The following is a 25,694-nucleotide window of genomic DNA, read 5'->3' on the forward strand; positions in this document are numbered from 1 at the left end:
GATTACATCGATGGACGTCACCGCAAAAATCAGCCTGGGCGATCCGCTGGAACCCGCACGCAAGGCCACCGCGCAAATGCTTCAGGAGCGCGAGCGCACCTTTTCCCTGCCGCAACCGTTCTACAGCGATGAGCGGCTGTTCGATATCGACATGCAGGAGATCTTCCAGAAGGAATGGTTGATCGCCGGCATGACCTGCGAGATCCCGGCCAAAGGCAACTACCTCACCCTGCAGATCGGCAAAAACCCGATCATTGTCATTCGTGGCGCCGAAGGCGTGGTGCATGCGTTCCACAACGTCTGCCGCCACCGTGGCTCGCGCCTGTGCACCAGTGAAAAAGGCAAGGTCGCCAAGCTGGTCTGCCACTACCACCAGTGGACCTACGAGCTGGACGGTCGCCTGCTGTTCGCCGGCACCGAAATGGGCGCCGACTTCGACATGAAGCAGTACGGCCTGAAGCCGGTGAACGTGAAAACCGCTGGCGGCTACATCTTCATCAGCCTGGCGGAAAACCCGCCGGCCATTGATGATTTCCTGTCGACGCTCAACCATTACATGGAACCGTACGACATGGAGAACACCAAGGTGGCGATCACCACCACCTTGATGGAGAAGGCCAACTGGAAACTGGTGCTGGAAAACAACCGCGAGTGCTACCACTGCAACGCGTCGCACCCGGAACTGTTGAAAACCCTGCTGGAATGGGACGACGTCACCGACCCGCGTGCCGATCAGGCGTTCAAGGATCACGTCGCCGCGTCCGCCGCTGCCTGGGAAGCGGAAAAGATCCCTTACGCCCACGCCAGTTTCGGCCTGCGCAACCGCATCGTGCGCATGCCGCTGCTCAAGGGCACCGTGTCGATGACCCTCGACGGCAAACAGGGCTGCGCGAAGTTGATGGGCCGGATCAAGAACCCGGATCTGGGCTCGATGCGCATCCTGCACCTGCCGCACTCGTGGAACCACTGCATGGGCGATCACATCATCGTCTTCACCGTGTGGCCGATCAGCGCCCAGGAAACCATGGTCACCACCAAATGGCTGGTGCACAAGGACGCGGTGGAAGGTGTCGATTACGACGTCGAGCGCATGCGCCAGGTGTGGGACGCGACCAACGATCAGGATCGGCGTCTGGCTGAGGAAAACCAGCGCGGGATCAACTCCACCGCTTACCAGCCGGGGCCTTACTCCAAGACTTACGAGTTTGGCGTGGTCAACTTCGTCGACTGGTACAGCGAGCGGATGCTGAACAACCTCGGCGCCGAGCCTGCGCCTTACCTCAAAGGCGTGCCGGTCCAGGGCTAAAAGCAACAGCTTCGCGAGCAGGCTCGCTCCCACATTTGGAATGCGTTTCACCTGTGGGAGCGAGCCTGCTCGCGAAGAGGCCGGCCCAGTCACCGCCTCATTTGGATGACCACCTCACACTGCCATCCTCGCCAATAAACTCCTCGAAAATCTCCTCCCCCACCAGCCTGATCTTCGCGTACCCATTCAACACCCGCAGCGGATACGCCGGGTCGTTGGCATCCTGGGTCTCCGACCACAACACCCGCGCATGCCCGTTCAGCTCGCTGGCATTGCCATAGGGAATCGCCCCGTGCCCGGCACAGCGCGCATGCAGACCGCCCTGCTGCGCATAGACGATGCCGTTGTGCAGATGCCCCCAATACCAGTAATCCGGCTCGCGCCCCAGCGCATCGCACACCGGTTGATAAAGCGCCGTCTTGTGGTGCCCGGAAATATCGAAGCCCTGATGATGACTGAGCACCATGAGTTTTTTGCGTTTCGGCAGACCTTTCATCCACTGGATCTGCGGCTCGTTCAGGGTGCCGTCCATGTACAGATTCATCGCATCAGACGCATAGGCAGAATCCAGCCCGACCACCAGCCAGTCATCATTGATCAGGGCAAAATAACTGGTGCCCTGTTGTCCGGGAAATTGCTTGGCCAGTTCCTTGAAGTAGCCATGGGCGCCGCTGTACATCTCGTGGTTGGAGTTGAGGGTGAACGAGCCGTGTGAGCCCATCGGCCAACCCGCCATGTCGACGTCTTCCTGGGAATGACTGCCGGCGTAATACACATCGCCCAAATGAATGGTGAAATCGGCCTGGGCCAGTTGCATCTGGTTGGCCACCGACACCGCCGGCGCATGGCTGTCGAACGGTCCGGTGCCCCAGTCGCCGGCAATCGCCAGGGTCACGTCGCGATCCATTTGCACCACCGCCGGGTCAGTGCCGAACGTTGCGTGATGGCGCAGGTTTTCGATCCACTTCAGCAGCGCCTCGCTCCACAGCAGATCGAGCAGTTCCCACTTGCGGCACCCGAGCAGGCTGCCGTCCTTGAGCACCCGGGTCGCCAGTTGATCGGTGGACTGCGGCAACGGCGTGGCATTGCCGATGCGCAGGATCGACAGACCATGGGCCAACTCCCACGGCACCGCCGGCTCGTCAGTCGGCAATTCGCCGTTTTTCAGCACGTAATGCGCCTGATCGTGGCCGCGCTGCAACAGCTTGATGATCGCCTGAAATTCCTGCGGCTCCAGCTCGCTGATGAGCTTCATCCAGGCCATTTCCATGCGCGTGAACAAGCCGTGAATGCGCAATTTGACCTTGTCATATTCGTGTTCCAGATGACTGACCAGTGACATGGCGTAATCCTCTCTCCGTAAGGGTTCACAGGGTTTTCATGAATTCGATCAACGCGCGTTTGTCGTCGTCCGACAAGGTCGTGCCGTACAGGTGACCGCTGTTGTGGTTGCCCTCCAGGCGCGTGTCGTATTTGAAGTCGGCCGAGGCTTTGGCCTGGGCGCCGCTGGTGACGAAACCGACGTTTACCGGGTCGTAGATGTCCGAGCCGGTGATGAACACCTGCGGACGTTTTTCCGGCGGTTGCAGCAAGTCCCACAATGTCGGTACCGAACCGTTGTGCAGGTAGGGCGCGCGCAACCAGACGCCGTCGGTGGGCGTGTTGCTGTAGCTCTGGGTCTTGCGATACGCGCCGAAGTCGAACGGCGGCTTCTTGAAGGTGTGGAATGCTGCGACCAGCCCCGTGGTGAACGAGTCGAGCCGGTGCGGATCGGTGCCGAGCTGGTCGATTTCGGTGGTGACCTGGCCGGTATCGGCACGACCAAAATCATGACAAGCCGCGCAGTTGGCCTCCCAGATCGGCTTGCCCTGGGCAACCCTGGCCTGATCCAGCGCCCACGGCCACGCCGGTGCCTTGTGCCCGAGCAGCCAGTTGGTCACGCGGTTGAAGCTGGGTGGCAGCACCGATTCCGGCGTCGCACCCACGGCCATCGCGGCGGCGTAGTTGCGTTCGTGAATCTTGTTGTTATTGCCATCCCAGTGCAGGTACATCGATTCCCGGGGTTTCTGGTTCCACACTTGCGGCAGGTCGACGGTGCCGATGGTCGAGTCATCCGGGAAGCCGAACACCACCATTTTCGTCGGGTTGAAGGTATCGGTGCGGCCCGGCCCCTGTTGCGGGCGCAGCTTCTGCCAGGCGTAGGCCTGCTTCTGCTTGAGCAAGGCGCTTTTGGCCATCGGCATGATCAGGTAGCGGTTGTAGAGTTTCTCGAAAAAGCCCAGCTGGAATTTTCCGTTGATCGCCGCCATCACCGCGTCGGTGGTGAATTTCGGATCACTGGCGCAATCGTAGGCAAACCACTGGAAGGCTAGCAGTTGCAGAGTGTTGGCCGGCGCGCTCGGCACGTTGACGGCGACGTCGCTGGCATTGGCGCGGTAGGAACCGGTGTGGCACAGCGCGCAGTTCGGCTCGACGGTCGGGTAGCCGATCTGCCGTTTGGCCATGCCGATCGGCAGGTCCTTGCCGTTTTCAAAGAGGAAGCCGAACACCTCCCAGCCGCCGGGTTTTGGCATCTTCTCCGGGCACATTTGCGGCAGCACCGCGAACAGGTAATAGGGAATGCGCGCTTCGATGCCGAGGCCAATGGCGGCGTACTTGTAGTGGTCTTCGTCGGAGGCATACTCCTGTTCAGGAACGACGCGGAGCATCTGATACCAGGTCTCGTAACCGATGAAGCCGAGCACCGCGACCACCACCAGTGTGCCGACCTTGAAGGCGTGGCTCTGCCATCGCCGCTGCCATGCCGCGCGCCATTCGCGACAGCCATCGCACAGCAGCGCCCATGGTCGGTTCGCCGGCGTGGTGCCGAGGTAGAGCAAAATGCCGAGGATCAGAAAGAAGCTCAGATCGCCCATCAACATCGGCACGAACAGCGAGCCCTGGGTGCTGGTGTTGATCAGGTAAATCCAGAAGATCACGGCGATCAACCGCGTCAGCACGCACAGCCAGGAATGCACCACGTAGCGCGGCGCGTTGAAGCCCGACGGCATGTACAACACGCTGATGCCGACCAGCAGCATCCCGGCGTTTTCCAGCCACGGGTCGGAGAGTTGCGGCGGCAGCCCGACCACCGATGTCAGCAAGCCCGGCGCGAACAGCGCGGGGATGGCGAACACCATGTTCATCGCAATGCCGATCCAGATGAAGCGTTGAAACCAGCGGATGTAGCTGTCCATGTCATCCATTTCCTTGTGCAGACCGGAGAAATGCAGCGCCTGATAACCCGCTATCGCGAGCAGGCTCACTCCTACAACTGGAATGCGTGCCCCTGTGGGAGCGAGCTTGCTCGCGAAGCGGTCGACTCGGTCTGCAGTCAGCCGAGGGCCGTTTTCTCCAGGTGTTCAAGGATGATCGGGTAAACATCGACCACCGCGTTCTTGCCGAACATGCAGTCGATATGGCCGTAGCCCGGCACCACCTGCCGGCTGTAGCGCTCCGGCCCGTTGACTTCGCACACTCGCTGGTAGGTCTTGAGCGTACTTTCCGGCAGATAACACTGGTTGTCGGCGCCGCTGATAAAGCAGATCGGCATGGTCAGCCGATCAAAGTGCGGCATGTACACATCGTTGCCTTTGAAATCCACCAGATGCCCTTTGCGCACGATCAGCGCCAGATGTTCGAACGTCTCGATATTCGATTCGCCGAACAGTTCGTGCAGGTTGTCGTGCAGGGTTTCGTTGAGGGTGTCGTGGCGATACAACGACGCGTACATGAAGGTGATGCGGTGACACACCGGGTTGGTGCAGTAACCCTGCGCCTCGATCCGCGCGTAGCCATTGAGGGCCTTGTCGTAGAGTTTGTTGAACCAGTTTTCCTTGCTGTCGGCGTAAGCGGTCATCGACTTGATGCCGATCGCATCGAGCATGCCCGGCAGGTGCAATCCGGCTTTCAAACCCGTCGCGGTGGCGACCACGGTGTCTGCGGCAATTTGTGAGCAGACCACCGAACGCACGCCCTGCAAACCGGCGAGCAGCGACATGAAGAAGGTCGTTGCACCGTAGCAATGCACCACGCATTGCACATCACGGGCGTGGGTTTCCTGCTGTATCTGCGCGATGGCCGCCTTGAAGTCGTAGCGGGCGATCTGATCGCCGTTCCACTCCTTCTTGCTCGCTGGCAGCAAAATGCTCACGCGAAAATCCAGCAACCACACGTCGTAGTCGTGCTTGCACAGGTACTCCAGCAGATTGGTCTGGATGGTATCGGTGGAAAAAATATTCGACCCGACACCCAAGCCATGCACCAGCATCACCGGTCCCTTGCTCCCGGCCTGATAACGGGTCAGACGCAGTTCGACGCCATCCTCGGTGGGGAAGAAATGCACCGTCGGGGCTGGCGCATCCAGCGGTCGTTTCAGCCGTGGCGGCGCGTCGGGGTTGAAGTAGATATCGCCGGCAAACACCCCGCCATAACTCTCCCAGAGAATCCCGGCGAAGAACTTGCCGAACCGCGCCAGGCCTTCGATGCGCTCACGTTCATTGCGTGCATTGAGCACTTTCATGGTGGTCATCTGCTTGGCGAAATCGGTCGGGTGAATGTGCATCACTCCCGAGCCGATCACCTCGCCCGACTTGTCCGGCCCGCGATACAGCGTCACGTACAGCGTGCTGGTGTCGTGCCAGATATTCAGCACGCCGTTGTCTTCCGGCACGGTTTTGAAGGCGCTGAAGAAATAGTCGTTGCCGTCCTCGGCGGTCAGTTTCATGTCGTATTTCATATGGCGCGTATCGACCTGCTGCTCGAATTGTTCGAACAGGTTGAACACGCCGTTGCTGGCGGTCAGCGGTTGCAGTGACAGTGCCGGGGCGTTCAACGTGCCGACAATGGTCGCCGCGTGTTCCGGCTCCTTGATCATCCGGTTCATGTCGCTGGCGGTGATCGTCAGGGTGAAGTCGATCGGCGAGTTGTCCTCCTCTCCGCGCTTGGCCGCTGCTTCATAAACTTTCAGGTCGGTGCTCTGCGCCGCCGTGAAGGCGCGGGAGAAATAGCCTTTCATGGTTTCCGTGAACTGCACGCCGAGGGTGGGCGGCGCCACCGGTTTGCGCGGCGCAGAAGGCAGCGTGTAGTCGATCTGCCAGCCACGGTCGGCGGCGAGCAGGCCCATGTTGCGCTCACTCACGGCAGAGATGGTCAGCAGCGGATTGACCGCCAGCGAGGTCGGAATCACCGCGCCATCGGTCACGTACAGATTGGCGTAAACATCGCTGCCACTGGCGCCGCTGAACACCTGGCCCTTGTGATTGACCACACCTTGCGCCGCGTCTTCACCCATCACGCAACCGCCCAGCGGGTGTACCGAAACGATGCTGTGCTTGAGCAGTTTGGTCCAGATCGGGTTCTCCACCCACACTCCGCCCAATGCCTTGGTGCTCTGGTGCAAACGTTCGTTACCGAGTTTGAAGTTCTCCTGCTCGCCAACACCCGGCCAATCGATGCGCAGCTGATCCTTGCTGTCGAGGACCATCCGCCCCTGACCACTGTCATGGCTCATGATCAGGTAGGTCTGCATGTTGTGCAGTGCGCCGTAATAAGGGCCGCGCAGGAAGCTTTCGGCTTCACGTTCCTTGTACTTCAACTTGCCACTGAAGCTCTCGTCAGTGGCCACGCCGATCATCTCGGCAAACCCGGCCATCGCCGGCACCATCGGTCGGCCGAGGGCGCCGGGGATCGAACCTTCCTCAATGACCATGCGGCTGCGCCAGTCGCCTTCGGTGCGCATGTCGATGACCGAGGTGATGCACGGGCCGACCGGGTGCAGCTCCTTGGCCGGGTGCGCACCGAAACCGATGCCGTTGATGGTCTGCTCGCAGTTGTGACCGAAGCCGAGAATGTCGCCATTGCCGCTCATGTTCTCGCCGAGCTGGCCGGACATCGCCACACCTTTGTCGCGTGAGCGCAAAAGAATTGCCGTGGAGCCGAGGGTGCCGGCGGAAACCACGACGATGTCGGCCTTCACGAACAAAGTCGGTGCGCTGAACAACTCGCGACCACTGTCCAGGTACTGGAAGTGCACGATCCAGCCATCACCGTTGCGCTCCAGATGCCGCACTTCGGCCTGACAGAAAATCTCCGCGCCGTGGTTCCAGGCGTCCGGCAGATAGTTCATCAGCGTGGTGTTCTTGGCCTTGTTGTTACAGCCCGACACGCAGTCGCCGCACTGGTTGCACGGCAGTTGCTCGACGCCGACGTGGTTGAGATTGTTCGGCAGTTTGTCGAAGGTCACGTTGATCGGCGGTTTGTAGAAATGCGCACCCTGCTGGAGGTAATCGGCGGACTTCTTGTTGGCGTCTAGTTTCGGCAGGTTCGGTGCAGTGCTCGGGTAAGGGTTGGGCTTGAGCATCTCCCGGGCGCGGGCGTAACCGTCCTTGAGCAACGTATCACGGTGTTCTCGCACCGCTTGCGGCCAGCGCGGATCGTCGAATACGCCGGGCTCCGGCTCAAGGGCAACGTTGGCATTGATCAGCGACGTGCCGCCGAGGCCGCAACCGACCACGACGTTTTGCTGGGCGTTCACGTGCAAATCGAACAACCCGGTACGCGAACCGATATGCCCGTCCGGGTCATGCACCTGCAGTTCCTCGGTGGCGGCGATCATGGTGTTGGGGTATTCGCCGGGCTGGATTTCCCGACCGCGTTCGAGCAGGCACACACGCTTGCCGGCACGGGACAGGCGCGAGGCAGCAATGCCGCCGCCGTAGCCTGAACCAATGACAATCACCTCGTAGTGTTCCTTGATCTCGCTGATGGGCGTTGCGATCCGTGTCATGAAGTGGTTCCTCTAATCAGGCAGATGGGGCAACTCTGCGGTTGCCTGCAATCAATGGGCGAACGGGCACCTGGCCACCGGAGCTAATCCGGCGACAGCACAGCGGTCTGGCGGGTGTGGCGCGCTACAGGCGAGCGTGCTGATTGGCAGCGCGTCGGAGCGTGCGCTTGCGTGGCGAGGGCGGGGGGCGGTGCGGCTGGCTATCCATCATGCGTTCTCCCAGAACCTGATGTGGATAAATGACGGCTGTCCTTGTGCAACTGCAGTGAAGACAGCACAGGAATCGAAGTCAAGGCCATGCCTTAGAACTGTATGAAATCTGATCAATTGCCGTTTGGACTAAGCTGGGCGGGGCTTGCCAGGTTTGGCGAACAAGTTATCCACATAGCCACCCACAGCAAATGGGGGTAAATGTGAATGACTGGAAAAATAACCGCCTGATTTGTGTAGAAAAATCGTGACTTATGCAGAACAAGCGTTTGCGCGGAACATTGATTGTTTTTTAATCATATCTTTGCAAGCCATGATTTTAATGGCCTGTGGAGGATAGTGAACACGTTATCCACAGAAGCGCCAACAGAGTTCGGGGGTAACTTTGCCACGCCTGTGGAAAAAAGCTCAAACCTGCGAATAACCAGGGCTTACAGATGAATTCGAGGCTGAAAGGCGCAAAGCGATCAAATATTGACCAATCCCGTACAGGGCTCGGTTTATAAGGCTCCCAGCGGGCAACGAACATCTTATCCACAGAAGCACCAACAGAGATTGGGGGCAACTTGTGGCGTTATCCCGCAGAAAAACCTCGTAAAAACCGTAAGTTAGGTTGGTTGTTTTTTGATCTGCGGGCTGCAGGCCACGGTTTGCGTGACCTGTGATGAAGGGCGAACACGTTATCCACAGACTGACCAACAGGGATTGTGCGTAACCGCTGTCCGGTGGATAACCCAACGCTAAGCGCGGTGCATCAGATAGGCTTCTCCGGTTACCCGAATCAGCGGATGCGGCGTGACCTGGCAAGTCTTGATGATGCGGAAGCCATGGCGCTCATAAAATCGCCGCGCACCGGTGTTGGCCGCGTAGTCAATCAGGCTCAGGCCGTTTAGCGCCATCTGATCAGCGCGCGCCTGAGCATGCTCGAGGAACTGCACACCCAGGCCCCGATTGCGCCAGTCTTCATGCAGCGCCAGGCTGGAGATGTACAACGAATCGGGCACTTCCATATCGGCGTACGGTGCCAGCACCGGATCAGTGGACGGCGTCGGCTCGGGATCCTCGCGCATCGCATAACTGTGCATCATGCCAACGACCCGGTCTTCGGCCTCGGCGACCATGCAGTTCTGCCAGGAGAAATCCACATCGTCGCGGGCATAACGGCGCTCGCCGACATCCAGCAGCGCCTCCCCAGGCTCCGCCAACTGGCTCCAGATGTAATCCGAGGCGCCTTCCGAGGAAATCTGAAACAGACGCGCAATGTCGCGCGCATCCGAGCGCCGGGCAGGGCGAAACTTGACGGTCATTCAGTTGACTCCTTGTGGGGTGAGTGGCTTTTTACCCTGCGTTTGAAACCGGCCGCAAACAGAAGCGCCAGGTTTTTCGTGTCAACCAATGACAGCTGTCGGCCCGCCCCCACGAGCAATGGTTGCGGGGGTCAGCGGACCACGCCTTCCTCGATCAGCAACTTGAGGATCGCTTCGGCACCGGCCTGCGGGGTGACACCCTTCAGCACTTGCCCGCCGCCGCCACTGGCTTTGGCGGTCGCAGCCTTCATGCGGTCGGCGCCGCTTTTGGCTTTGATCACTTTCAGGCGTTTGGGCCGTGGTTTGGCCGGTTGCAGAGTGGCGACAGACAAGAGCTCATCGTCGACGACTTCAACCTCATCAGCCTCCAGAATCCCTCGCCGCGCCGGGCCATAGGCGCTCTGTCGAGGCTTCGGCGCGGCGTTATCCACAGTGGCCAGAAACGGCAGTTTGACCTTCAGGCGCCGCCGCGGCCCACGCGGCAAAGCTTGCAGGACCAGCGCCGAACCGTCAGTGATCGACTCGACCTGCGCCAGGCCCACCACCAGCGGCCAGCCCAGACCTTCCGCCAGCAGGAACGGCAACATCCCCGAGCCTTCACCGGTTTCCGCCTGACTGCCGGTCAGCACCACCTGCGCCCCGGCATCGCGCAGATACGCGGTCAGCGCCGGCAAGGCGTCGGCGCCAGCGGGTTGCTCCAGTACATGCAGCTGTTCCAGGCCCATGCCCAGATAGGCGCGCAATGCCGGTTCGGCGACGTCGCCGGCGTGCAGCACTTGCAGGTTATCCCCAGCCAGTTGCAGACCCAGTTCCACTGCGCGGGCATCCTGATCGGCGCGGCGCGGGCGGCCGGAAGTCGGGTGAGCGCCGATTGAAACCAGACTGATAACGTTTGTGTTCATAGCGTTTCCTTAAGCCGCATCGCGCTTGGCTTCGTTGCGGTAAGCCGCGACCGCTTCGATCAACGCTTGCAGAATCTCTGCGCTTTCGCCGATCACCGAGAGGTCGGCGCGTTTGATCATGTCGCAACCCGGATCAAGATTGATCGCGACCACCTTGTCGCAGGCGCCAATGCCTTGCAGATGCTGGATCGCTCCGGAGATACCCACAGCCACATAGACCCGCGCGGTGACCCAGGTGCCGGACGCGCCAACCTGGCGATCACGGGCCATGAAGCCATCGTCCACCGCCACCCGCGACGCGCCTTCGGTAGCGCCGAGGGCTGCCGCCGTTTCATGAAACAGCGCCCAGTCCTTCACGCCATTGCCGCCGGAGAAAATGAACTCGGCCTCGGCCATCGGGATCGCCGCCGGATCCACCGCCACCGCGCCGAGATCTTCGATTCGCGACAGGCTGCGCGCGACGCTTGTGGATAACTCCACCGGCAATGCTTCGTGACGGGTTTCGCTGACCGGTTCTGCGCATTCGGCAGCGGCGAGAATCAACCGTGCGACCGGACGCGCCAGGTCCTGCAACCCGGCACCGGCGCGGCCGATGCATTTCTGATCCTTGACCTGCCAGACCCGTGTAGCCGGGCGTTCGCCCAAGGCTGCGGCAAAGCGCCGGCCGAGTTCACCGCCGCCGCTGCGGCTGTCCGGCAGCAACCAGTGACGCGGGTTGAACTGGTTATCCACAGCGCGCAAACCCTGCACCCGTTGTTCCGGTGCATAACCGCTGAAATGCTCGCCTTCGAGCACCAGCAGGCGATCGACGCCAGCGGTTTCGAAAGCGCTTTCCTTGTGCTCACCAAAAACCACCGCCAGCACCGCGCCGTCCGTGCCGGCCAGTTGGTGAGCGAGGCCGAGCAGATCGCGATCGTGGCTGCTCAGGCGGCCGCCGACCATATCCGGCACCACGCTGATGTAGAACGCCGGAGCCGGTACCTGATGCAGCGGCAACTGCACTTCAACAGCAGCCGAGCGTTTGACCGCCCCGCCCTGTTGCGCGCCGCTGCGGTCGATCCGTTTGACGCCATTGGGGCCGATAAAACCCATGCCGTGCAGATTCTTGCGGATGACGCCATTGGGCCCCATCCAACTGTGCTGCGCCGGCTGCATCGCCGCGTGCAGCGGGTGCAGGCGGTTGCGCGCAATCCATTCGGCGCGCGGGTCGCGGCGGATAATGTCGCTCATCAATGCACCTCCGCTGGTTCACGTTTGGCCGGCGTGGCAGGCTTGCTTGGCGCGGCGTCTTCGAGCAGCGCGTCGGCCACCAGTTCGGCGATGTCCTTGATCAGCGGACGCGGTTCGACCACACCTTCGAGCATCGCCGTGCACTGTGGACAACCCACCGCCACCAGCTCGGCGCCGGTCTCGCGGATGTCTTCCATGCGCATGTCGGGGATGCGCTGTTTGCCCGGAATGTCGGTGATCGGCGCGCCACCACCGCCGCCGCAGCAGCGCGAGCGGAAACCGGACCGTTGCATCTCTTTGACTTCGATGCCGAGCGCACGCAGCACTTCTCGCGGTGCTTCGTACTCGCCGTTGTAGCGGCCCAGGTAGCACGGATCGTGATAGGTCACGCTGGTGCCTTTGTGCTGACCGAGGTTGAGCGCACCGGCCTGAATGATCTCGGCCATGTAGGTGCTGTGGTGCTGCACCAGGTAATTGCCGTCGAACGCGCCGTACTCGTTTTTCAGCACATGGAAACTGTGCGGATCGCAGGTGACGATGCGGTTGAAGCTGTATTTGGCCAATGTCTGGATATTGCGTTTGGCGAGCTGCTGGAACGTTGCTTCGTCGCCGAGACGGCGGGCGACGTCGCCGCTGTCACGCTCTTCGAGACCGAGCACGGCGAAGTCGATTTTTGCCGCTTTCAGCACTTTGACGAAGGCACGCAGGGTGCGCTGGTTGCGCATATCGAAGGCGCCGTCGCCGACCCAGAACAGCACGTCGGTGGATTTCTTTTCGCTGAGCAGATTGAGGTTCAGATCCGCCGCCCAATTCATCCGCCCGCCCGGGGCGAAACCGCCGGGGTTGTCGGTGGCGATCAGGTTTTCGAGGACTTCGGCGCCCTTGTTCGGCGTCGCGCCTTTTTCCAGGGTCAGGTGACGGCGCATGTCGACGATCGCATCGACGTGCTCGATCATCATCGGGCATTCCTCGACGCAGGCGCGGCAGGTGGTGCACGACCACAGGGTTTCGGCATCGACCAGACCGTTGACGATCGGCTGGTGCGGATTGCCTGAATGCTCGCCGACTGGTTTGCCCGGATACGGGCTGCCGGCGAACTTCGCGTCAGTGCCGCCAGCAAGACCGACGACCATGTCCTGAATCAGCTTCTTGGGATTGAGCGGCTGACCGGCGGCGAAGGCCGGGCAAGCCGCTTCGCACTTGCCGCACTGCACGCAGGCGTCGAAACCGAGCAACTGGTTCCAGGTGAAATCCTTGGGTTTTTCCACGCCCAATGGCGCATCGGGATTATTCAGGTCCAGCGGTTTCAAACCGGTCGAGCGACCACCGCCAAAACGTTCCGGGCGACGGTGCCAGGCCAGGTGCAGAGCACCGGCAAAGGCGTGTTTCATCGGCCCGCCCCAGGTCATGCCGAAGAACAGCTCCGATACGCCCCACAGCACGCCAACACCGAGGATGACTGCGAGCAGCCAGCCGCCGAAGTTTTCCGGCAGGATCCCGGCGACCGGCAGGGTCACCAGGAAAAACGACGCCGAGAACGCCAGCAGGCTTTTCGGCAGACGCATCCACGGGCCTTTCGACAGACGCGCAGGCGGATTGACCCGACGCAGGTACATGAAGATCGCGCCGACGAACATCACCGCCGACATCAGCAGCAAGGCGTAGCCGAGGATGCGGTTATGCAGGCCGAAGCCGTGCACAAGGATCGCCAGCACAATCGACGCCACCGCACCGCCCGCCGTGGCGACGTGGGTGTTGGCAATGTATTTGTCCCGCGCGACGACGTGGTGCAGGTCGACCATGTAGCGCTTGGGCATGGCCAGCAGACCGCCGAGCAGATCGACCTTCGCCGCCCGCCCCCGGCGCCACATGTTCATCCGCCGCAACGCGCCGAGGGCAGCGAGGCCGATGGCTGCGAACAACAGAATTGGAAGAAGGGTGTTCAACATAGGTGTTGCTCCCAAAGACCGCAGGGTCTTGCAGGTCGAGTTACCTTACTCGGTCACTGTGGGAGCGAGCTTGCTCGCGAAGGCGGACTGACATTCAACATCGATGTCGACTGATCCACCGCTTTCGCGAGCAAGCTCGCTCCCACAGGGTTGTGTGCAAGCCTTTAGAAGTCTTTACACAGTCTGAGTGCGTCGTAGATCGCGGCGTGTGTATTACGCTGCGCCACGCAGTCGCCGATGCGGAACAGCAAGTAGCCGTCACCCGCTTCGCTCAGCGAAGGCTGCGGCTGGATCGCGAACAGCGCTTCGACGTCGATCTGGCCCTTGTTGCGCGAGCCGTCCTTGAGGGCGTAGTAGATTTCCTCGTCCGGGCGAACGCCGTTTTCGACGACCACCTGATCGACCACCCGCTCCTCTTTCGCGCCGGTGTATTCGTTCTCCAGCACCGCGATCAGCTTGTCGCCTTCGCGGTAGACCTTCTCCAGCATCATGTCACCGGTCATGATCACTTCTTTCGGGTACATGCTGCGGTAGTAGGTCGGGAACGACGTGCCGCCGATGGCCACGCCCGGTTTGATGTCGTCGGTGACGATCTCGACCTGGCTGCCCTTGTCGGCGAGGAAGTCGGCGACCGACATGCCGGTGAACTCGCAAATGGTGTCGTAGACCAGCACGTTCTTGCCCGGTGCGACTTTGCCGTCGAGCACGTCCCAGCTGCTGACCACCAGCCCTTCGGCGGCGCCCCAGTGTTCGTTCTGCTCAAGGTACGGATGACCGCCAACCGCCAGCACCACGACATCCGGACGCAGGTCCTTGATGGTGTCGGCATCCGCCGCCGTGCCCAGGCGCAGATCGACTTTCAGCCGCGCCAGTTCCAGCTGGAACCAGCGGGTGATGCCGGCAATCTGATCGCGCTGCGGCGCTTTCGATGCAGTAGTGATCTGCCCACCGATGAATTCCTTCTTCTCGAACAAGGTCACGTCGTGGCCACGCTCGGCAGCCACACGCGCAGCTTCCATCCCCGCAGGGCCGGCACCGACCACTACGACTTTGCGTTTCGGCCCAGTGGATTTCTCGATGATGTGCGGCACGCCCATGTATTCACGGGACGTCGCGGCGTTCTGGATGCACAACACATCGAGACCTTGATACTGGCGGTCGATGCAATAGTTGGCGCCGACGCACTGTTTGATCTGGTCGATCTGGCCCATTTTGATCTTGGCGATCAGGTGCGGGTCAGCGATGTGCGCGCGGGTCATGCCGACCATGTCGACGTAGCCGCCCTCGAGAATCCGCGTGGCCTGGTTCGGGTCCTTGATGTTCTGCGCGTGCAGCACCGGCACCTTGACCACTTCCTTGATTCCGGCAGCCAGATGCAGGAACGGCTCCGGTGGATAACTCATGTTCGGAATCACGTTGGCCAAGGTGTTGTGGGTATCGCAACCCGAGCCGACCACGCCGATGAAATCGAGCATGCCGGTGTCGTCGTAATACTTGGCGATCTGCTTCATGTCCTCGTGGGACAAGCCGTCCGGGTGGAACTCATCACCGCACAGGCGCATGCCCACACAGAAATCGTCACCGACCTCGGCACGCACCGCTTTGAGCACTTCCAGACCGAACTTCATCCGCCCTTCGAAGCTGCCGCCCCATTCGTCGGTCCGCTTGTTGACGCGCGGGCTCCAGAACTGGTCGATCATGTGCTGGTGCACGGCCGACAGCTCGACGCCATCGAGGCCACCGGCCTTGGCCCGGCGCGCCGCCTGAGCGTAGTTGCCGATCACCCGCCAGATCTCTTCCGGCTCGATGGTCTTGCAGGTTGCGCGGTGCACCGGTTCACGGATGCCCGACGGCGACATCAGCGTCGGCCAATTAAAACCGTCCCAGCGCGAGCGACGGCCCATGTGGGTAATCTGAATCATGATCTTGGCGCCATGCTTGTGCATGGCGTCGGCCAGATTCTGGAAGTGCGGAATGATCCGGTCGGTGGACAGGTTGACCGAACTCCACCATTCCTGCGGGCTGTCGATGGCCACGACGGACGAACCGCCGCAGATGGCCAGGCCGATGCCGCCCTTGGCCTTCTCTTCGTAATACTTGACGTAACGGTCGGTGGTCATGCCACCGTCAGTCGCGTAGACCTCGGCGTGCGCGGTGCTGAGCACGCGGTTGCGGATGGTCAGTTTGCCGATCTGGATCGGCTGGAACATTGCTTCGAAAGCCATGGCACGGTCCTCGGCTTACAACGGCTTGACGATGAACAAGCCGTCATCGTGGCCCTCTTCGGAGCCTCCGTAGACTTGTTCGGCCACAGTACGGATCTTGCTGCCACGGGCTTCGAGAATCTGGTCCATGGCGCCGGCGAACCAGCCGGTGAACATGTAATCGACCTTGCGCCCGACCTTGCCGTAGACATACACAAATGCCGAGTGCTCAAGCTTGACGCTGGCGGTGCCTTTGTCGAGGTCGATGTCCTGAATCTTGAACAGGCCCCAGCCGCGCTGCGACAGGCGCTTCATGTAGTGCTCGAACACTGCGACGCCTTCCAGGCCATGGCATTCGGCTTCCTTTTCGCACCAGTGCCAGGCGGATTTGTAGCCGGCCTTGTAGAGGATTTCCGCATAGGCTTCAGCGCCCAGAACTTCCTCGATGCCCATGTGGTTGTTGACGAAAAAGTGACGCGGCACATAGAGCATTGGCAGGGCGTCGGAGGTCCAGACACCGGTCTCGCTGTCGACTTCGATAGGCAATTGCGGGGCGATCTTGGCCATGGAAACTTAACTCCAGAAAAATTATGGTTCAGTGGTGGCCGCGGCCCTCACCCCAGCCCTCTCCCGCAGGAGAGGGGGCAGTTCGGCGGCGGTCGTGAAAGCGTTATTCGCCCCAGACGTCCTTGAGGACTTTCACCCAGTTCTCGCCCATGATCTTGCGCACCACGCGCTCGGAATGGCCGCGCTTGAGCAGGGTCTCGGTGAGGTTGGGGAATTCGCCGACGGTACGGATGCCCAGCGGGTTGATGATCTTGCCGAAGCTGGTCAGGCGGCGGGCGTAGCCCTTGTCGTGGGTCAGGTATTCGAAGAAATCCTGACCATGACCCTGAGTGAAATCGGTGCCGATGCCGATGGCGTCTTCGCCAACGATGTTCATGGTGTATTCGATGGCTTCGGCGTAATCGTCGATGGTCGAATCGATGCCCTTGGCGAGGAACGGCGCGAACATGGTCACGCCGACAAAACCGCCGTGGTCGGCAATGAACTTCAGTTCTGCGTCGGATTTGTTGCGCGGGTGCTCTTTGAGACCCGACGGCAGGCAGTGCGAGTAGCAGACCGGTTTTTTCGATTCGAGGATGACTTCTTCGGACGTCTTGGAACCGACGTGGGACAGGTCGCACATGACGCCGACGCGGTTCATCTCGGCGACGATCTCGCGACCGAAACCCGACAGCCCGCCGTCACGCTCGTAGCAACCGGTGCCGACCAGATTCTGAGTGTTGTAGCACATCTGCACGATGCCGACGCCGAGCTGCTTGAACACCTCGACATAGCCGATCTGGTCTTCGAAAGCGTGGGCATTCTGGAAGCCGAAGAGGATGCCGGTCTTGCCCTGCTCCTTGGCGCGACGGATATCGGCGGTGGTGCGCACCGGCATCACCAGGTCGCTGTTTTCGCGGATCAGTTTCTGACTGGCAGCGATGTTATTCACGGTCGCCTGAAAGCCTTCCCACACCGACACAGTGCAGTTGGCTGCCGTCAGACCGCCCTTGCGCATGTCTTCGAACAGCTCGCGGTTCCATTTGGCAATGATCAGACCGTCGATAACGATGCTGTCGGCGTGTAATTCGGCTGGGCTCATCAGGCGTCCCCTTATTGGCGATTCATGCGCCGAATCGTCTGCCGGCGCTTTGGGGCCAGCATATGCCTCGGTGCCGGGGCGACCGGGTGCAAAAACGACAGGGGAATTGCCGAAAGCGTCAATCCGCGACAAAGGGTCGTCAGCCGCCCTCCTCGGCTGGCTGTTCAAGCCCGCGCGCTTGCGCCAGAATCTGCCGCAGCCTGCACACACCCACGGATTAGAGCGACCCCAATGAAATCGATCTTCCTCGCCCTGGCACTGATTGCGACCGGCGTTCACGCCGCCGAAGAATCCGAGAACAACCCGTGCGACGCGGTGGAAAACGACATCCAGACCCTGGAATGTTCCGCCTACAGCCGCACCACCGCCGAAGACCTGCTCAAAGACAACTACGCCAGCCTCAACGAACGCATGCAGGCCGCCTACGGCAAGAACCCGACGCAACTGGCCGACATCACCGCCAAACTGAAAACCGCCCAGCAGCAGTGGTTGAAGACGCGGGATGCCGATTGCGCGGTGGAAGCCTTTCCGGCTACGACGGGGAGTAAAGCGTTCACCATTGCGCAGAATGATTGTGTGGCGCGGATGAGTGATGAACGGTCGGAGTTTTTGGAGTCGATCGGGCAGGAGTGATCGAAATTTTAGAAGGCTACCGCGGCCTCATCAACGGAACTTCTTGCTGAACCATTGCTATCGGGCCCACACGCTTCGCTTTGATAGCGAAGAATGACGCGCCCACGCAACATGCCGACACGCCTTGTTTATTGGTCACTGGAAAATATAAGTAAAGATTCGCGAATCTTATAAAAGACTTATATTGTTCTATGAACAGCATCCACTGGACTCGCAAAGCTGTTAAGCAGCTTTTGAAATTGCATTCCGTGCACCAAGGGAAGGTTCGCGACGCCGTCACGGCGCTTGCCGACATGCCCGATGTTGGCAACGTAAAAGCATTGGTTGGTCATGACTACGCTTACCGACTGCGTGTCGGCAATTATCGAGTTATGTTCGACTGGGATGGCGCAATCAAAGTGGTCAGTATTCAAGAGGTCAAAAAACGTGATGAACGCACCTACTGACGTTCAAATAATCAATGACGCCGAGGGTAACCCTGCGTTCGTGGTTATCCCCTACGCTCAATATGTCGCACAGAAAATACAGCCCGATCTGATTCCCCATGAGGTGGTCAGTCGAATCGTTGATGGCGCGACACCGATCCGCGCATGGCGCGAACATCTCAACCTGACGCAGGAAGAAGTGGCGAAGCGCATGGGCATCTCACAACCGGCGTTTGCCCAGCAGGAAACAGTCGCCAAGCCGCGCAAGGCCACCCGCGAGAAAATTGCGTCGGCGTTCGGCATCACCGCCAATCAGCTAGAGCTGTAAGCTGCCCTATTCACTTCAAGGAATTTCCCATGAACATCTGCGGCATTGAAATCAAAGGCAGCGAAGCGATCATCGCCGTGGCGGCGCTCGACGGTTCGACGTTGAGCCACGTCCCTCTCGCCACGAAAAAGATTGCTCTGGATGACGATGACGAGGCGGCGAACGTGCGGCGGTTCGCGGCGCAGGTGGCATCGTTTGTGCGGGAGAACTCGGTGGACCGGATTACGATCAAGAAGCGCAGCAAAAAGGGTGAGTTTGCCGGTGGGCCGACGACGTTCAAGATAGAGGGCGTGTTTCAGTTGCTTGATGGTTGTGAGGTGACGCTGCTGTCGCCGCAGACGATCAATGCGCAGGCCAAGAAGCACAATTTCGAACTGCCGGGGACGTTGAACAAGTATCAGCATGAGGCTTACAAGGCGGCGTGCTCGGCGTTGGTGAAGAAATAATCAAGAGCAAGGTCAAAAGATCGCAGCCTTCGGCAGCTCCTACAGGGAAATGCATTCCAAAGTAGGAGCTGCCGAAGGCTGCGATCTTTTGATTTCAGGCCTGCGCGGTACGCCGGTCTTCGCGGGGACAGCGGGCGAAGCGGGCACGGTAACTGCGGGTGAAGTACGACGGTGACTCGAAGCCGCAGGCGATGCTGACTTCAAGCACGCTCATGTCGGTCTGGCGCAGCAATTGCCGGGCCTTTTCCAGCCTCAACCGCAGATAGAAATTGCTCGGCGTATCGTTCAGGTGCAGCCGGAACAACCTCTCCAGTTGCCGCCGGGTCACTTTGATCGATTCCGCCAGTTGCAGCGTGCTCAGCGGCGGTTCGCTGTGCTGTTCCATCTCGCCGATCACCTGCACCAGTTTCTTGTTGCTGATGCCGTAGCGCGTGGCGACCTCCATGCGCTGGTGGTCTTTGCGCGGGCGGATGCGCCCGAGCACAAACTGCTCGCTGACCTGGATCGCCAGTTGCGGGCCGTGGGCCTGGGCGATCAGGTCGAGCATCAGATCAATCGACGCCGTGCCACCCGCCGAAGTGATCCGCCGCCGGTCGATCTCGAACAGTTCCTGGGTGACGCTGAGCTGTGGATAAGATTCCTTGAACGCATCGATCGCCTCCCAGTGCAGGGTCAGGCGATGGCCATCGAGCAGACCTGCTTCGGCGAGGACGAAGCTGCCGGTGTCGATGGCGCCGAGGGTCACGCCGTCCTTGTCCAGCCTGCGTAACCAATGCTCCAGTGTCGGCGTGATGAATTTCAGCGGTTCGAACCCGGCCACCACCAGTAACGTTGCGCCTTTTTTCAGCGGCTCCAGCGCCGCATCGGCGTTGACCGACATGCCGTTGCTTGCCAGTACCGCGCCGCCATCGGCGCTGAGCACATGCCAGCGGTAAAGCTCGCCACGAAAGCGGTTGGCCACCCGTAGCGGTTCGATCGCGGAGATAAAGCCGATGGCGGAGAACCCCGGCATCAGCAAAAAGTAGAAATCCTGGGACATGGGCGCACTCGGTTGGCGGACGCGTGGCTCGTTGATACGCCGATTGTCAGCGGCGTTCAAGCGCGCAGGTCGCTACAGTGCAAATGCCAGTCGCCGCAGTGCGCTTTCACGGGCGCATAGCTGCGTAACTTGGCCTCACCGGCGCGCAGATGCCGGGAACCACAATAATCGAACTGCCGAGGAACCCGACATGAAACGACTGATCAGCAGCTGCGTTCTTGCACTCAGCGGTACCGCTTTCTTCAGCACCGGCGTGATGGCGGCCGAACCGGCCTCCTGCAAGAACGTACGCATGGGTGTGGTCAACTGGACTGACGTGATCGCCACCAGTGCCATGACCCAGGTCCTGCTCGACGGCCTCGGCTACAACACCAAACAGACCAGCGCCTCCCAGCAGATCATCTTCGCCGGGATTCGCGATCAGCGCCTGGACCTGTTCCTCGGCTACTGGAACCCGCTGATGACGCAGACCATCACGCCGTTCGTCGAGGCCAATCAGGTGAAGGTGCTCGAGGCGCCAAGCCTGAAGGACGCGCGCGCCACCCTTGCCGTACCGACCTACCTGGCCGACAAGGGCCTGAAAACCTTTGCCGACATCGCCAGATTTGAGAAAGAACTGGGCGGCAAGATCTACGGCATCGAGCCCGGCTCGGGCGCCAACACGCAGATCAAGGCGATGATCGCCAAGAACCAGTTCGGCCTCGGCAAATTCCAGCTCGTCGAATCGAGCGAGGCCGGCATGCTCGCCGCTGTCGATCGCGCCGTGCGCCGCAAGGAAGCCGTGGTGTTCTTCGGCTGGGCGCCGCACCCGATGAACGTCAACATTCAGATGACCTATCTGACCGGCAGCGAAGATGCCCTTGGCCCGAACGAAGGCATGGCTACGGTGTGGACGGTCACTTCACCGAAATACGCCGAGCAATGCCCGAACATCGGCCGCCTGCTGACCAACCTGACCTTCACCGCCGAAGCAGAGAGCCGGATGATGCAGCCGCTGCTCGACCACAAGGATGCCTTCGAATCGGCCAGGCAATGGCTCAAGGATCACCCCGAAGACAAGCAGCGCTGGCTCGAAGGTGTGACGACGTTCGATGGCAAACCGGCCGCTGAAAACCTCCAGCTGACCAGCAAATAACCTGGCGATCAAAAGCCCCCTCACCCTAGCCCTCTCCCGAGGGAGAGGGAATGTAACGACGCTTCGCAGCCCCGCCACGGGCTGCGGACAGACCCATCACGCCTGAAGGAAACGCACCATGAACCACGACGTCATCATCACCTGCGCACTCACCGGTGCTGGCGACACGACCGCCAAGAGCCCGCACGTGCCGGTCACCCCGAAACAGATCGCCGCTGCAGCGGTGGAAGCGGCCAGGGCTGGCGCCACCGTGGTGCACTGCCATGTGCGCGATCCGCAGACCGGCAAGTTCAGCCGTGACGTGGCGCTGTATCGCGAAGTGATGGAGCGTATTCGCGAGGCCGACGTCGACATCATCGTCAACCTGACCGCCGGGATGGGCGGCGACCTGGAAATCGGCGCTGGCGAGAAGCCGATGGAGTTCGGCCCGAACACCGATCTGGTCGGCCCGCTGACCCGTCTCGCCCACGTTGAAGAGCTGCTGCCGGAAATCTGCACCCTCGATTGCGGCACGCTGAATTTCGGCGACGGCGACACCATTTACGTCTCCACCCCGGCGCAACTGCGCGCCGGCGCCAAGCGCATCACCGAACTGGGGGTGAAAGCCGAGCTGGAGATTTTCGACACCGGGCATCTGTGGTTCGCCAAGCAGATGATCAAGGAAGGCTTGCTCGACAATCCGCTGTTCCAGCTCTGCCTGGGCATCCCGTGGGGCGCGCCGGCCGACACCACCACCATGAAGGCCATGGTCGACAACCTGCCCGCCGACGCGGTGTGGGCCGGGTTCGGCATCGGCCGCATGCAGATGCCGATGGCGGCGCAAGCAGTGCTGCTCGGCGGCAACGTGCGGGTCGGGCTGGAAGACAACCTGTGGCTGGACAAGGGTGTGCTGGCGACCAATGGCCAATTGGTTGAGCGCGCCACGGAGATCCTCAGCCGCCTCGGCGCCCGCGTGCTCACACCGGCGGAAGGCCGGAAGAAAATGGGCCTGACCCAGCGCGGTTAATTGCCCCACCTCAAAACCCTGTGGGAGCGAGCTTGCTCGCGAATGCGATGGCTCTGCTGATGAAGATGCTGCGGATGTAACGCCCCCTTCGCGAGCAAGCTCGCTCCCACAGTGATCGCCGAACTATTCAGGAATGTCGCCATGAGCTTTATCACCGAAATCAATACCTTCGCCGCTCTCGGCAGCGGTGTCATCGGCAGTGGCTGGGTCGCCCGCGCGCTCGCCCACGGTCTCGATGTAGTGGCCTGGGACCCGGCGCCCGGCGCCGAAGCGGCGTTGCGCCAGCGCGTGGCCAATGCCTGGGGCGCGCTGGAGAAGAACGGCCTGGCGCCGGGCGCTTCGCAGGATCGTCTGCGCTTTGTCGCCACCATCGAGGAATGCGTGCGCGACGCCGATTTCATTCAGGAGAGCGCCCCTGAGCGGCTGGAACTGAAACTCGATCTGCACAGCAAAATCAGCGCCGCCGCCAAGCCCGACGCCTTGATTGGCTCGAGCACTTCGGGCCTATTGCCCAGCGAGTTCTACGAGAGCTCGACGCATCCTGAACGCTGCGTGGTCGGGCATCCGTTCAACCCGGTCTATCTGTTGCCGCTGGTGGAAGTGGTCGGTGGCAAAAACACCGCGCCGGAAGCGGTGCAAGCGGCGATGCAAGTCTACGAATCCCTCGGCATGCGTCCGTTGCATGTGCGCAAGGAAGTGCCGGGGTTCATCGCCGATCGCTTGCTTGAAGCGCTGTGGCGCGAGGCGCTGCACCTGGTCAATGACGGTGTCGCGACCACTGGGGAGATCGACGATGCGATTCGTTTTGGCGCCGGCCTGCGCTGGTCGTTCATGGGCACTTTCCTGACCTATACCCTGGCCGGCGGCGATGCCGGCATGCGCCACTTCATGTCGCAATTCGGCCCGGCGTTGCAGTTGCCGTGGACGTACCTGCCAGCGCCGGAGCTGACCGACAAGTTGATCGACGATGTGGTCGATGGCACCACTGATCAGCTCGGTCGGCACAGCATTTCGGCGCTGGAGCGCTATCGTGATGATTGTTTGCTGGCGGTGCTTGAGGCGGTGAAGACCACCAAAGAGAAGCACGGGATGAGTTTCAGCGAGTAATCCGCTACCTGATCGTTCCCACGCTCTGCGTGGGAATGCAGCCCGGGAACGCTCCGCGTCCCAGAAGCGTGACGCAGAGCGTCACAAGAGGCGTTACCACGCAGAGCGTGGGAACGATCGCCGCCAGGAGAAACCATGCCCCACCTCACCACCTACCAAACCACCATCATCCCCGACTGGGTCGACTACAACGGCCACCTGCGCGATGCTTTCTATCTGCTGATCTTCAGCTACGCCACCGACGCGCTGATGGACCGTCTCGGCATGGACAGCAGCAACCGCGAAGCCAGCGGCCATTCGCTGTTCACCCTCGAACTGCACCTCAATTACCTGCACGAAGTGAAGCTCGACACCGAGGTCGAAGTGCGCACGCAAATCATCGGCCACGACAGCAAGCGCCTGCACCTCTACCACAGCCTGCACAAGGTCGGCGATGAGCAAGCGCTGGCCGGCAACGAACAGATGCTCCTGCACGTCGACCTCGCCGGCCCGCGCTCGGCGCCGTTCAGCCCCGATACGCTGCATCGCCTGCAGGCCATCGTCGCTGAGCAAACCGACCTGCCCGCTCCCGCTTACATCGGCCGCGTGATCGCGCTGCCACCCGCCCGGTAAATCCGCCCACTGCCAAGGAGCCGCCATGAACACCGCCGTCGCTGTTGCCGATTTTCGTACTTATCCGTTGATCAGCGCGCTGCGTGGCGTGCAGGGTCTGGCGGATCGCGTTGTCATCGAATGGGCTGACAGTCGTGTCAGCCCGTTTCACCATGTCTGGTTGCGAGACAACTGCCCGTGTGATCGCTGCGTCTACAGCGTCACCCGCGAGCAGGTCTTCGAGAGCGTCGATGCCGCCGAGGATCTGCAACCGCTGGCCACGCGCATCGACACCGACGGCTGCCTGCGCATCGACTGGCAGGATGGTCACCTCAGCCGCTTCGATCCGGGCTGGTTGCGCGCTCACGCCTATGACGACGAGTCCCGCGCCGAACGCCTGGCCGGCAAACCGCAGAGCCGTTTGTGGCATAGCGATCTGCAGCTGCCGGTGTTCGAATACGCCGCTCTGATGAACGACAACGCTGCGCTGCTGCAATGGTTGCTCGCCGTGCGTGACGTCGGCCTGACTCAAGTGCGGGGCGTGCCCACCGAGCCGGGCTCGCTGAAGCTCATCGCGCAACGGATTTCCTTTATCCGCGAAAGCAATTTCGGCGTGCTGTTCAATGTGCAGTCCAAAGCCGACGCCGACAGCAACGCCTACACCGCCTTCAACCTGCCATTGCACACGGATTTGCCGACTCGCGAGTTGCAACCGGGGCTGCAATTTCTACATTGCCTGGTGAACGATGCCGAGGGTGGCGAGAGCATTTTCGTCGATGGTTTTGCGATTGCCGACGCCTTGCGCCTGGAGGAACCGCAGCTGTTTCAGGCGCTGTGTGAAATCCCTGTGGAATTTCGCAACAAGGACCGCTACAGCGACTATCGCTGCCTGGCGCCGATCATCGCTGTGGATGCGTTGGGGCGGGTGGCGGAGATTCGCATGGCGAACTTTCTGCGCGGGGCGTTCGAGACGTCGGTGGCGCAGATGCCGTTGCTCTATCGAGCCTATCGACGCTTTATCGCGATGACCCGCGAGCCGAGATTTCGGCTGATACAGCGGCTCAATCCGGGAGAGTTGTGGTGCTTTGACAACCGTCGCACGCTGCATGCGCGCAATGCCTTTGACCCGGCGACCGGGGCGCGGCATTTTCAGGGCTGCTATGTCGACCGGGATGAGCTGTTGTCGCGGATTCTGGTGTTACAAAGATAGACCGCGTCATCGACCTTCGCGAGCAAGCTCGCTCCCACATTGGAATGCATTTCAACTGTGGGAGCGAGCTTGCTCGCGAAAGCGTCAGTCCAAACAACGCGCTACTAACTGAATCACAGGCAAAAAAAACTCCGATCAAGCCGTGACAGGATCGGAGCTGAGGAGGGTACTGTTGAGGAGCTGCCAGGCGAG

Annotated in this window: 21 protein-coding genes; 10 read left to right on the forward strand and 11 right to left on the reverse strand. The window is 60.9% G+C overall.

What is annotated here, in order from left to right; all coding sequences use genetic code 11:
- Window positions 1-10 precede the first annotated feature (10 nt).
- Window positions 11-1,306, forward strand: a complete 1,296-nt coding sequence (gene gbcA / locus J2Y90_RS03620) for a glycine-betaine demethylase subunit GbcA (protein ID WP_039757637.1) — start codon at window positions 11-13, stop codon at window positions 1,304-1,306.
- 97 nt (window positions 1,307-1,403) lie between these two features.
- Here gbcA and J2Y90_RS03625 read toward each other — a convergent pair whose 3' ends face one another.
- The 10 genes from J2Y90_RS03625 to J2Y90_RS03670 all read right to left on the reverse strand — a co-directional run bounded on the left by J2Y90_RS03625 (window position 1,404) and on the right by J2Y90_RS03670 (window position 17,582).
- Entirely contained in the window at window positions 1,404-2,648 is a 1,245-nt protein-coding gene (locus J2Y90_RS03625) for a metallophosphoesterase family protein (RefSeq protein ID WP_253496592.1), read from the reverse strand.
- Window positions 2,649-2,673: 25 nt separating this feature from the next.
- Window positions 2,674-4,542 (reverse strand): hypothetical protein, encoded by a 1,869-nt coding sequence (locus J2Y90_RS03630; protein WP_253505044.1) that lies wholly within the window; start codon window positions 4,540-4,542, stop codon window positions 2,674-2,676.
- A 137-nt stretch (window positions 4,543-4,679) separates the two neighbouring features.
- Window positions 4,680-8,132 (reverse strand): GMC oxidoreductase, encoded by a 3,453-nt coding sequence (locus tag J2Y90_RS03635; RefSeq protein WP_253496595.1) that lies wholly within the window; start codon window positions 8,130-8,132, stop codon window positions 4,680-4,682.
- Between the two features lie 950 nt (window positions 8,133-9,082).
- Entirely contained in the window at window positions 9,083-9,649 is a 567-nt protein-coding gene (locus tag J2Y90_RS03640; RefSeq protein ID WP_253496598.1) for a GNAT family N-acetyltransferase, read from the reverse strand.
- A gap of 131 nt (window positions 9,650-9,780) precedes the next feature.
- Window positions 9,781-10,551: an electron transfer flavoprotein subunit beta gene (gene etfB / locus J2Y90_RS03645; protein ID WP_253496601.1), complete on the reverse strand. Its 771-nt coding sequence runs from the start codon at window positions 10,549-10,551 to the stop codon at window positions 9,781-9,783.
- A gap of 9 nt (window positions 10,552-10,560) precedes the next feature.
- On the reverse strand, window positions 10,561-11,781 hold the full coding sequence (gene etfA, locus J2Y90_RS03650; protein ID WP_253496605.1) for an electron transfer flavoprotein subunit alpha: 1,221 nt from the start codon (window positions 11,779-11,781) through the stop codon (window positions 10,561-10,563).
- Window positions 11,781-13,730 carry a dimethylglycine demethylation protein DgcB gene (gene dgcB / locus J2Y90_RS03655; protein WP_253496609.1) on the reverse strand — a complete coding sequence of 650 codons (1,950 nt, stop codon included), beginning with the start codon at window positions 13,728-13,730 and terminating at the stop codon, window positions 11,781-11,783. Before dgcB ends, etfA begins: the two co-directional genes overlap by 1 nt.
- Window positions 13,731-13,894: 164 nt before the next feature.
- Entirely contained in the window at window positions 13,895-15,955 is a 2,061-nt protein-coding gene (gene dgcA, locus J2Y90_RS03660; RefSeq protein ID WP_253496612.1) for a dimethylglycine demethylation protein DgcA, read from the reverse strand.
- A 15-nt stretch (window positions 15,956-15,970) separates the two neighbouring features.
- A complete protein-coding gene (locus tag J2Y90_RS03665; protein WP_039757633.1) occupies window positions 15,971-16,501 on the reverse strand; it encodes a 4-vinyl reductase in 531 nt (176 codons plus the stop codon).
- Window positions 16,502-16,604: 103 nt separating this feature from the next.
- The gene (locus J2Y90_RS03670) at window positions 16,605-17,582 is read right to left on the reverse strand and encodes a dipeptidase (RefSeq protein WP_253496615.1); all 978 of its coding nucleotides are present in this window, start codon (window positions 17,580-17,582) and stop codon (window positions 16,605-16,607) included.
- Between the two features lie 231 nt (window positions 17,583-17,813).
- Between J2Y90_RS03670 and J2Y90_RS03675 the strand changes: the two genes are divergently transcribed.
- From J2Y90_RS03675 to J2Y90_RS03690, 4 genes are all read left to right on the forward strand, one after another.
- A complete protein-coding gene (locus J2Y90_RS03675; protein WP_253496617.1) occupies window positions 17,814-18,215 on the forward strand; it encodes a lysozyme inhibitor LprI family protein in 402 nt (133 codons plus the stop codon).
- A gap of 191 nt (window positions 18,216-18,406) precedes the next feature.
- Window positions 18,407-18,661, forward strand: coding sequence for a type II toxin-antitoxin system RelE family toxin (locus J2Y90_RS03680; protein WP_122699694.1), 255 nt, complete (start codon window positions 18,407-18,409; stop codon window positions 18,659-18,661).
- Window positions 18,645-18,968 carry a helix-turn-helix domain-containing protein gene (locus J2Y90_RS03685; RefSeq protein ID WP_253496620.1) on the forward strand — a complete coding sequence of 108 codons (324 nt, stop codon included), beginning with the start codon at window positions 18,645-18,647 and terminating at the stop codon, window positions 18,966-18,968. Before J2Y90_RS03680 ends, J2Y90_RS03685 begins: the two co-directional genes overlap by 17 nt.
- Before the next feature lie 29 nt (window positions 18,969-18,997).
- Entirely contained in the window at window positions 18,998-19,414 is a 417-nt protein-coding gene (locus J2Y90_RS03690; RefSeq protein WP_253496622.1) for a DUF3010 family protein, read from the forward strand.
- Between the two features lie 94 nt (window positions 19,415-19,508).
- On the opposite strand, the gene J2Y90_RS03695 is transcribed toward J2Y90_RS03690, so the two are convergent.
- A complete protein-coding gene (locus J2Y90_RS03695) occupies window positions 19,509-20,453 on the reverse strand; it encodes a GlxA family transcriptional regulator (protein WP_042606628.1) in 945 nt (314 codons plus the stop codon).
- 190 nt (window positions 20,454-20,643) lie between these two features.
- Here J2Y90_RS03695 and J2Y90_RS03700 point away from each other — a divergent pair, with 190 nt between their 5' ends.
- The 5 genes from J2Y90_RS03700 to J2Y90_RS03720 all read left to right on the forward strand — a co-directional run bounded on the left by J2Y90_RS03700 (window position 20,644) and on the right by J2Y90_RS03720 (window position 25,502).
- Window positions 20,644-21,588: a choline ABC transporter substrate-binding protein gene (locus J2Y90_RS03700; protein ID WP_253496625.1), complete on the forward strand. Its 945-nt coding sequence runs from the start codon at window positions 20,644-20,646 to the stop codon at window positions 21,586-21,588.
- Between the two features lie 118 nt (window positions 21,589-21,706).
- Complete coding sequence (locus tag J2Y90_RS03705) at window positions 21,707-22,594, forward strand: 3-keto-5-aminohexanoate cleavage protein (RefSeq protein WP_253496628.1); 888 nt, start codon at window positions 21,707-21,709, stop codon at window positions 22,592-22,594.
- 141 nt (window positions 22,595-22,735) lie between these two features.
- A complete protein-coding gene (locus J2Y90_RS03710; protein ID WP_253496631.1) occupies window positions 22,736-23,701 on the forward strand; it encodes an L-carnitine dehydrogenase in 966 nt (321 codons plus the stop codon).
- A gap of 135 nt (window positions 23,702-23,836) precedes the next feature.
- Window positions 23,837-24,313: a thioesterase family protein gene (locus J2Y90_RS03715; protein ID WP_253496634.1), complete on the forward strand. Its 477-nt coding sequence runs from the start codon at window positions 23,837-23,839 to the stop codon at window positions 24,311-24,313.
- Between the two features lie 25 nt (window positions 24,314-24,338).
- Window positions 24,339-25,502, forward strand: a complete 1,164-nt coding sequence (locus J2Y90_RS03720) for a gamma-butyrobetaine dioxygenase (protein WP_253496637.1) — start codon at window positions 24,339-24,341, stop codon at window positions 25,500-25,502.
- Window positions 25,503-25,694: the final 192 nt, after the last annotated feature.

The organism is Pseudomonas koreensis (assembly GCF_024169245.1).
Lineage (GTDB): Bacteria > Pseudomonadota > Gammaproteobacteria > Pseudomonadales > Pseudomonadaceae > Aquipseudomonas > Aquipseudomonas koreensis_F.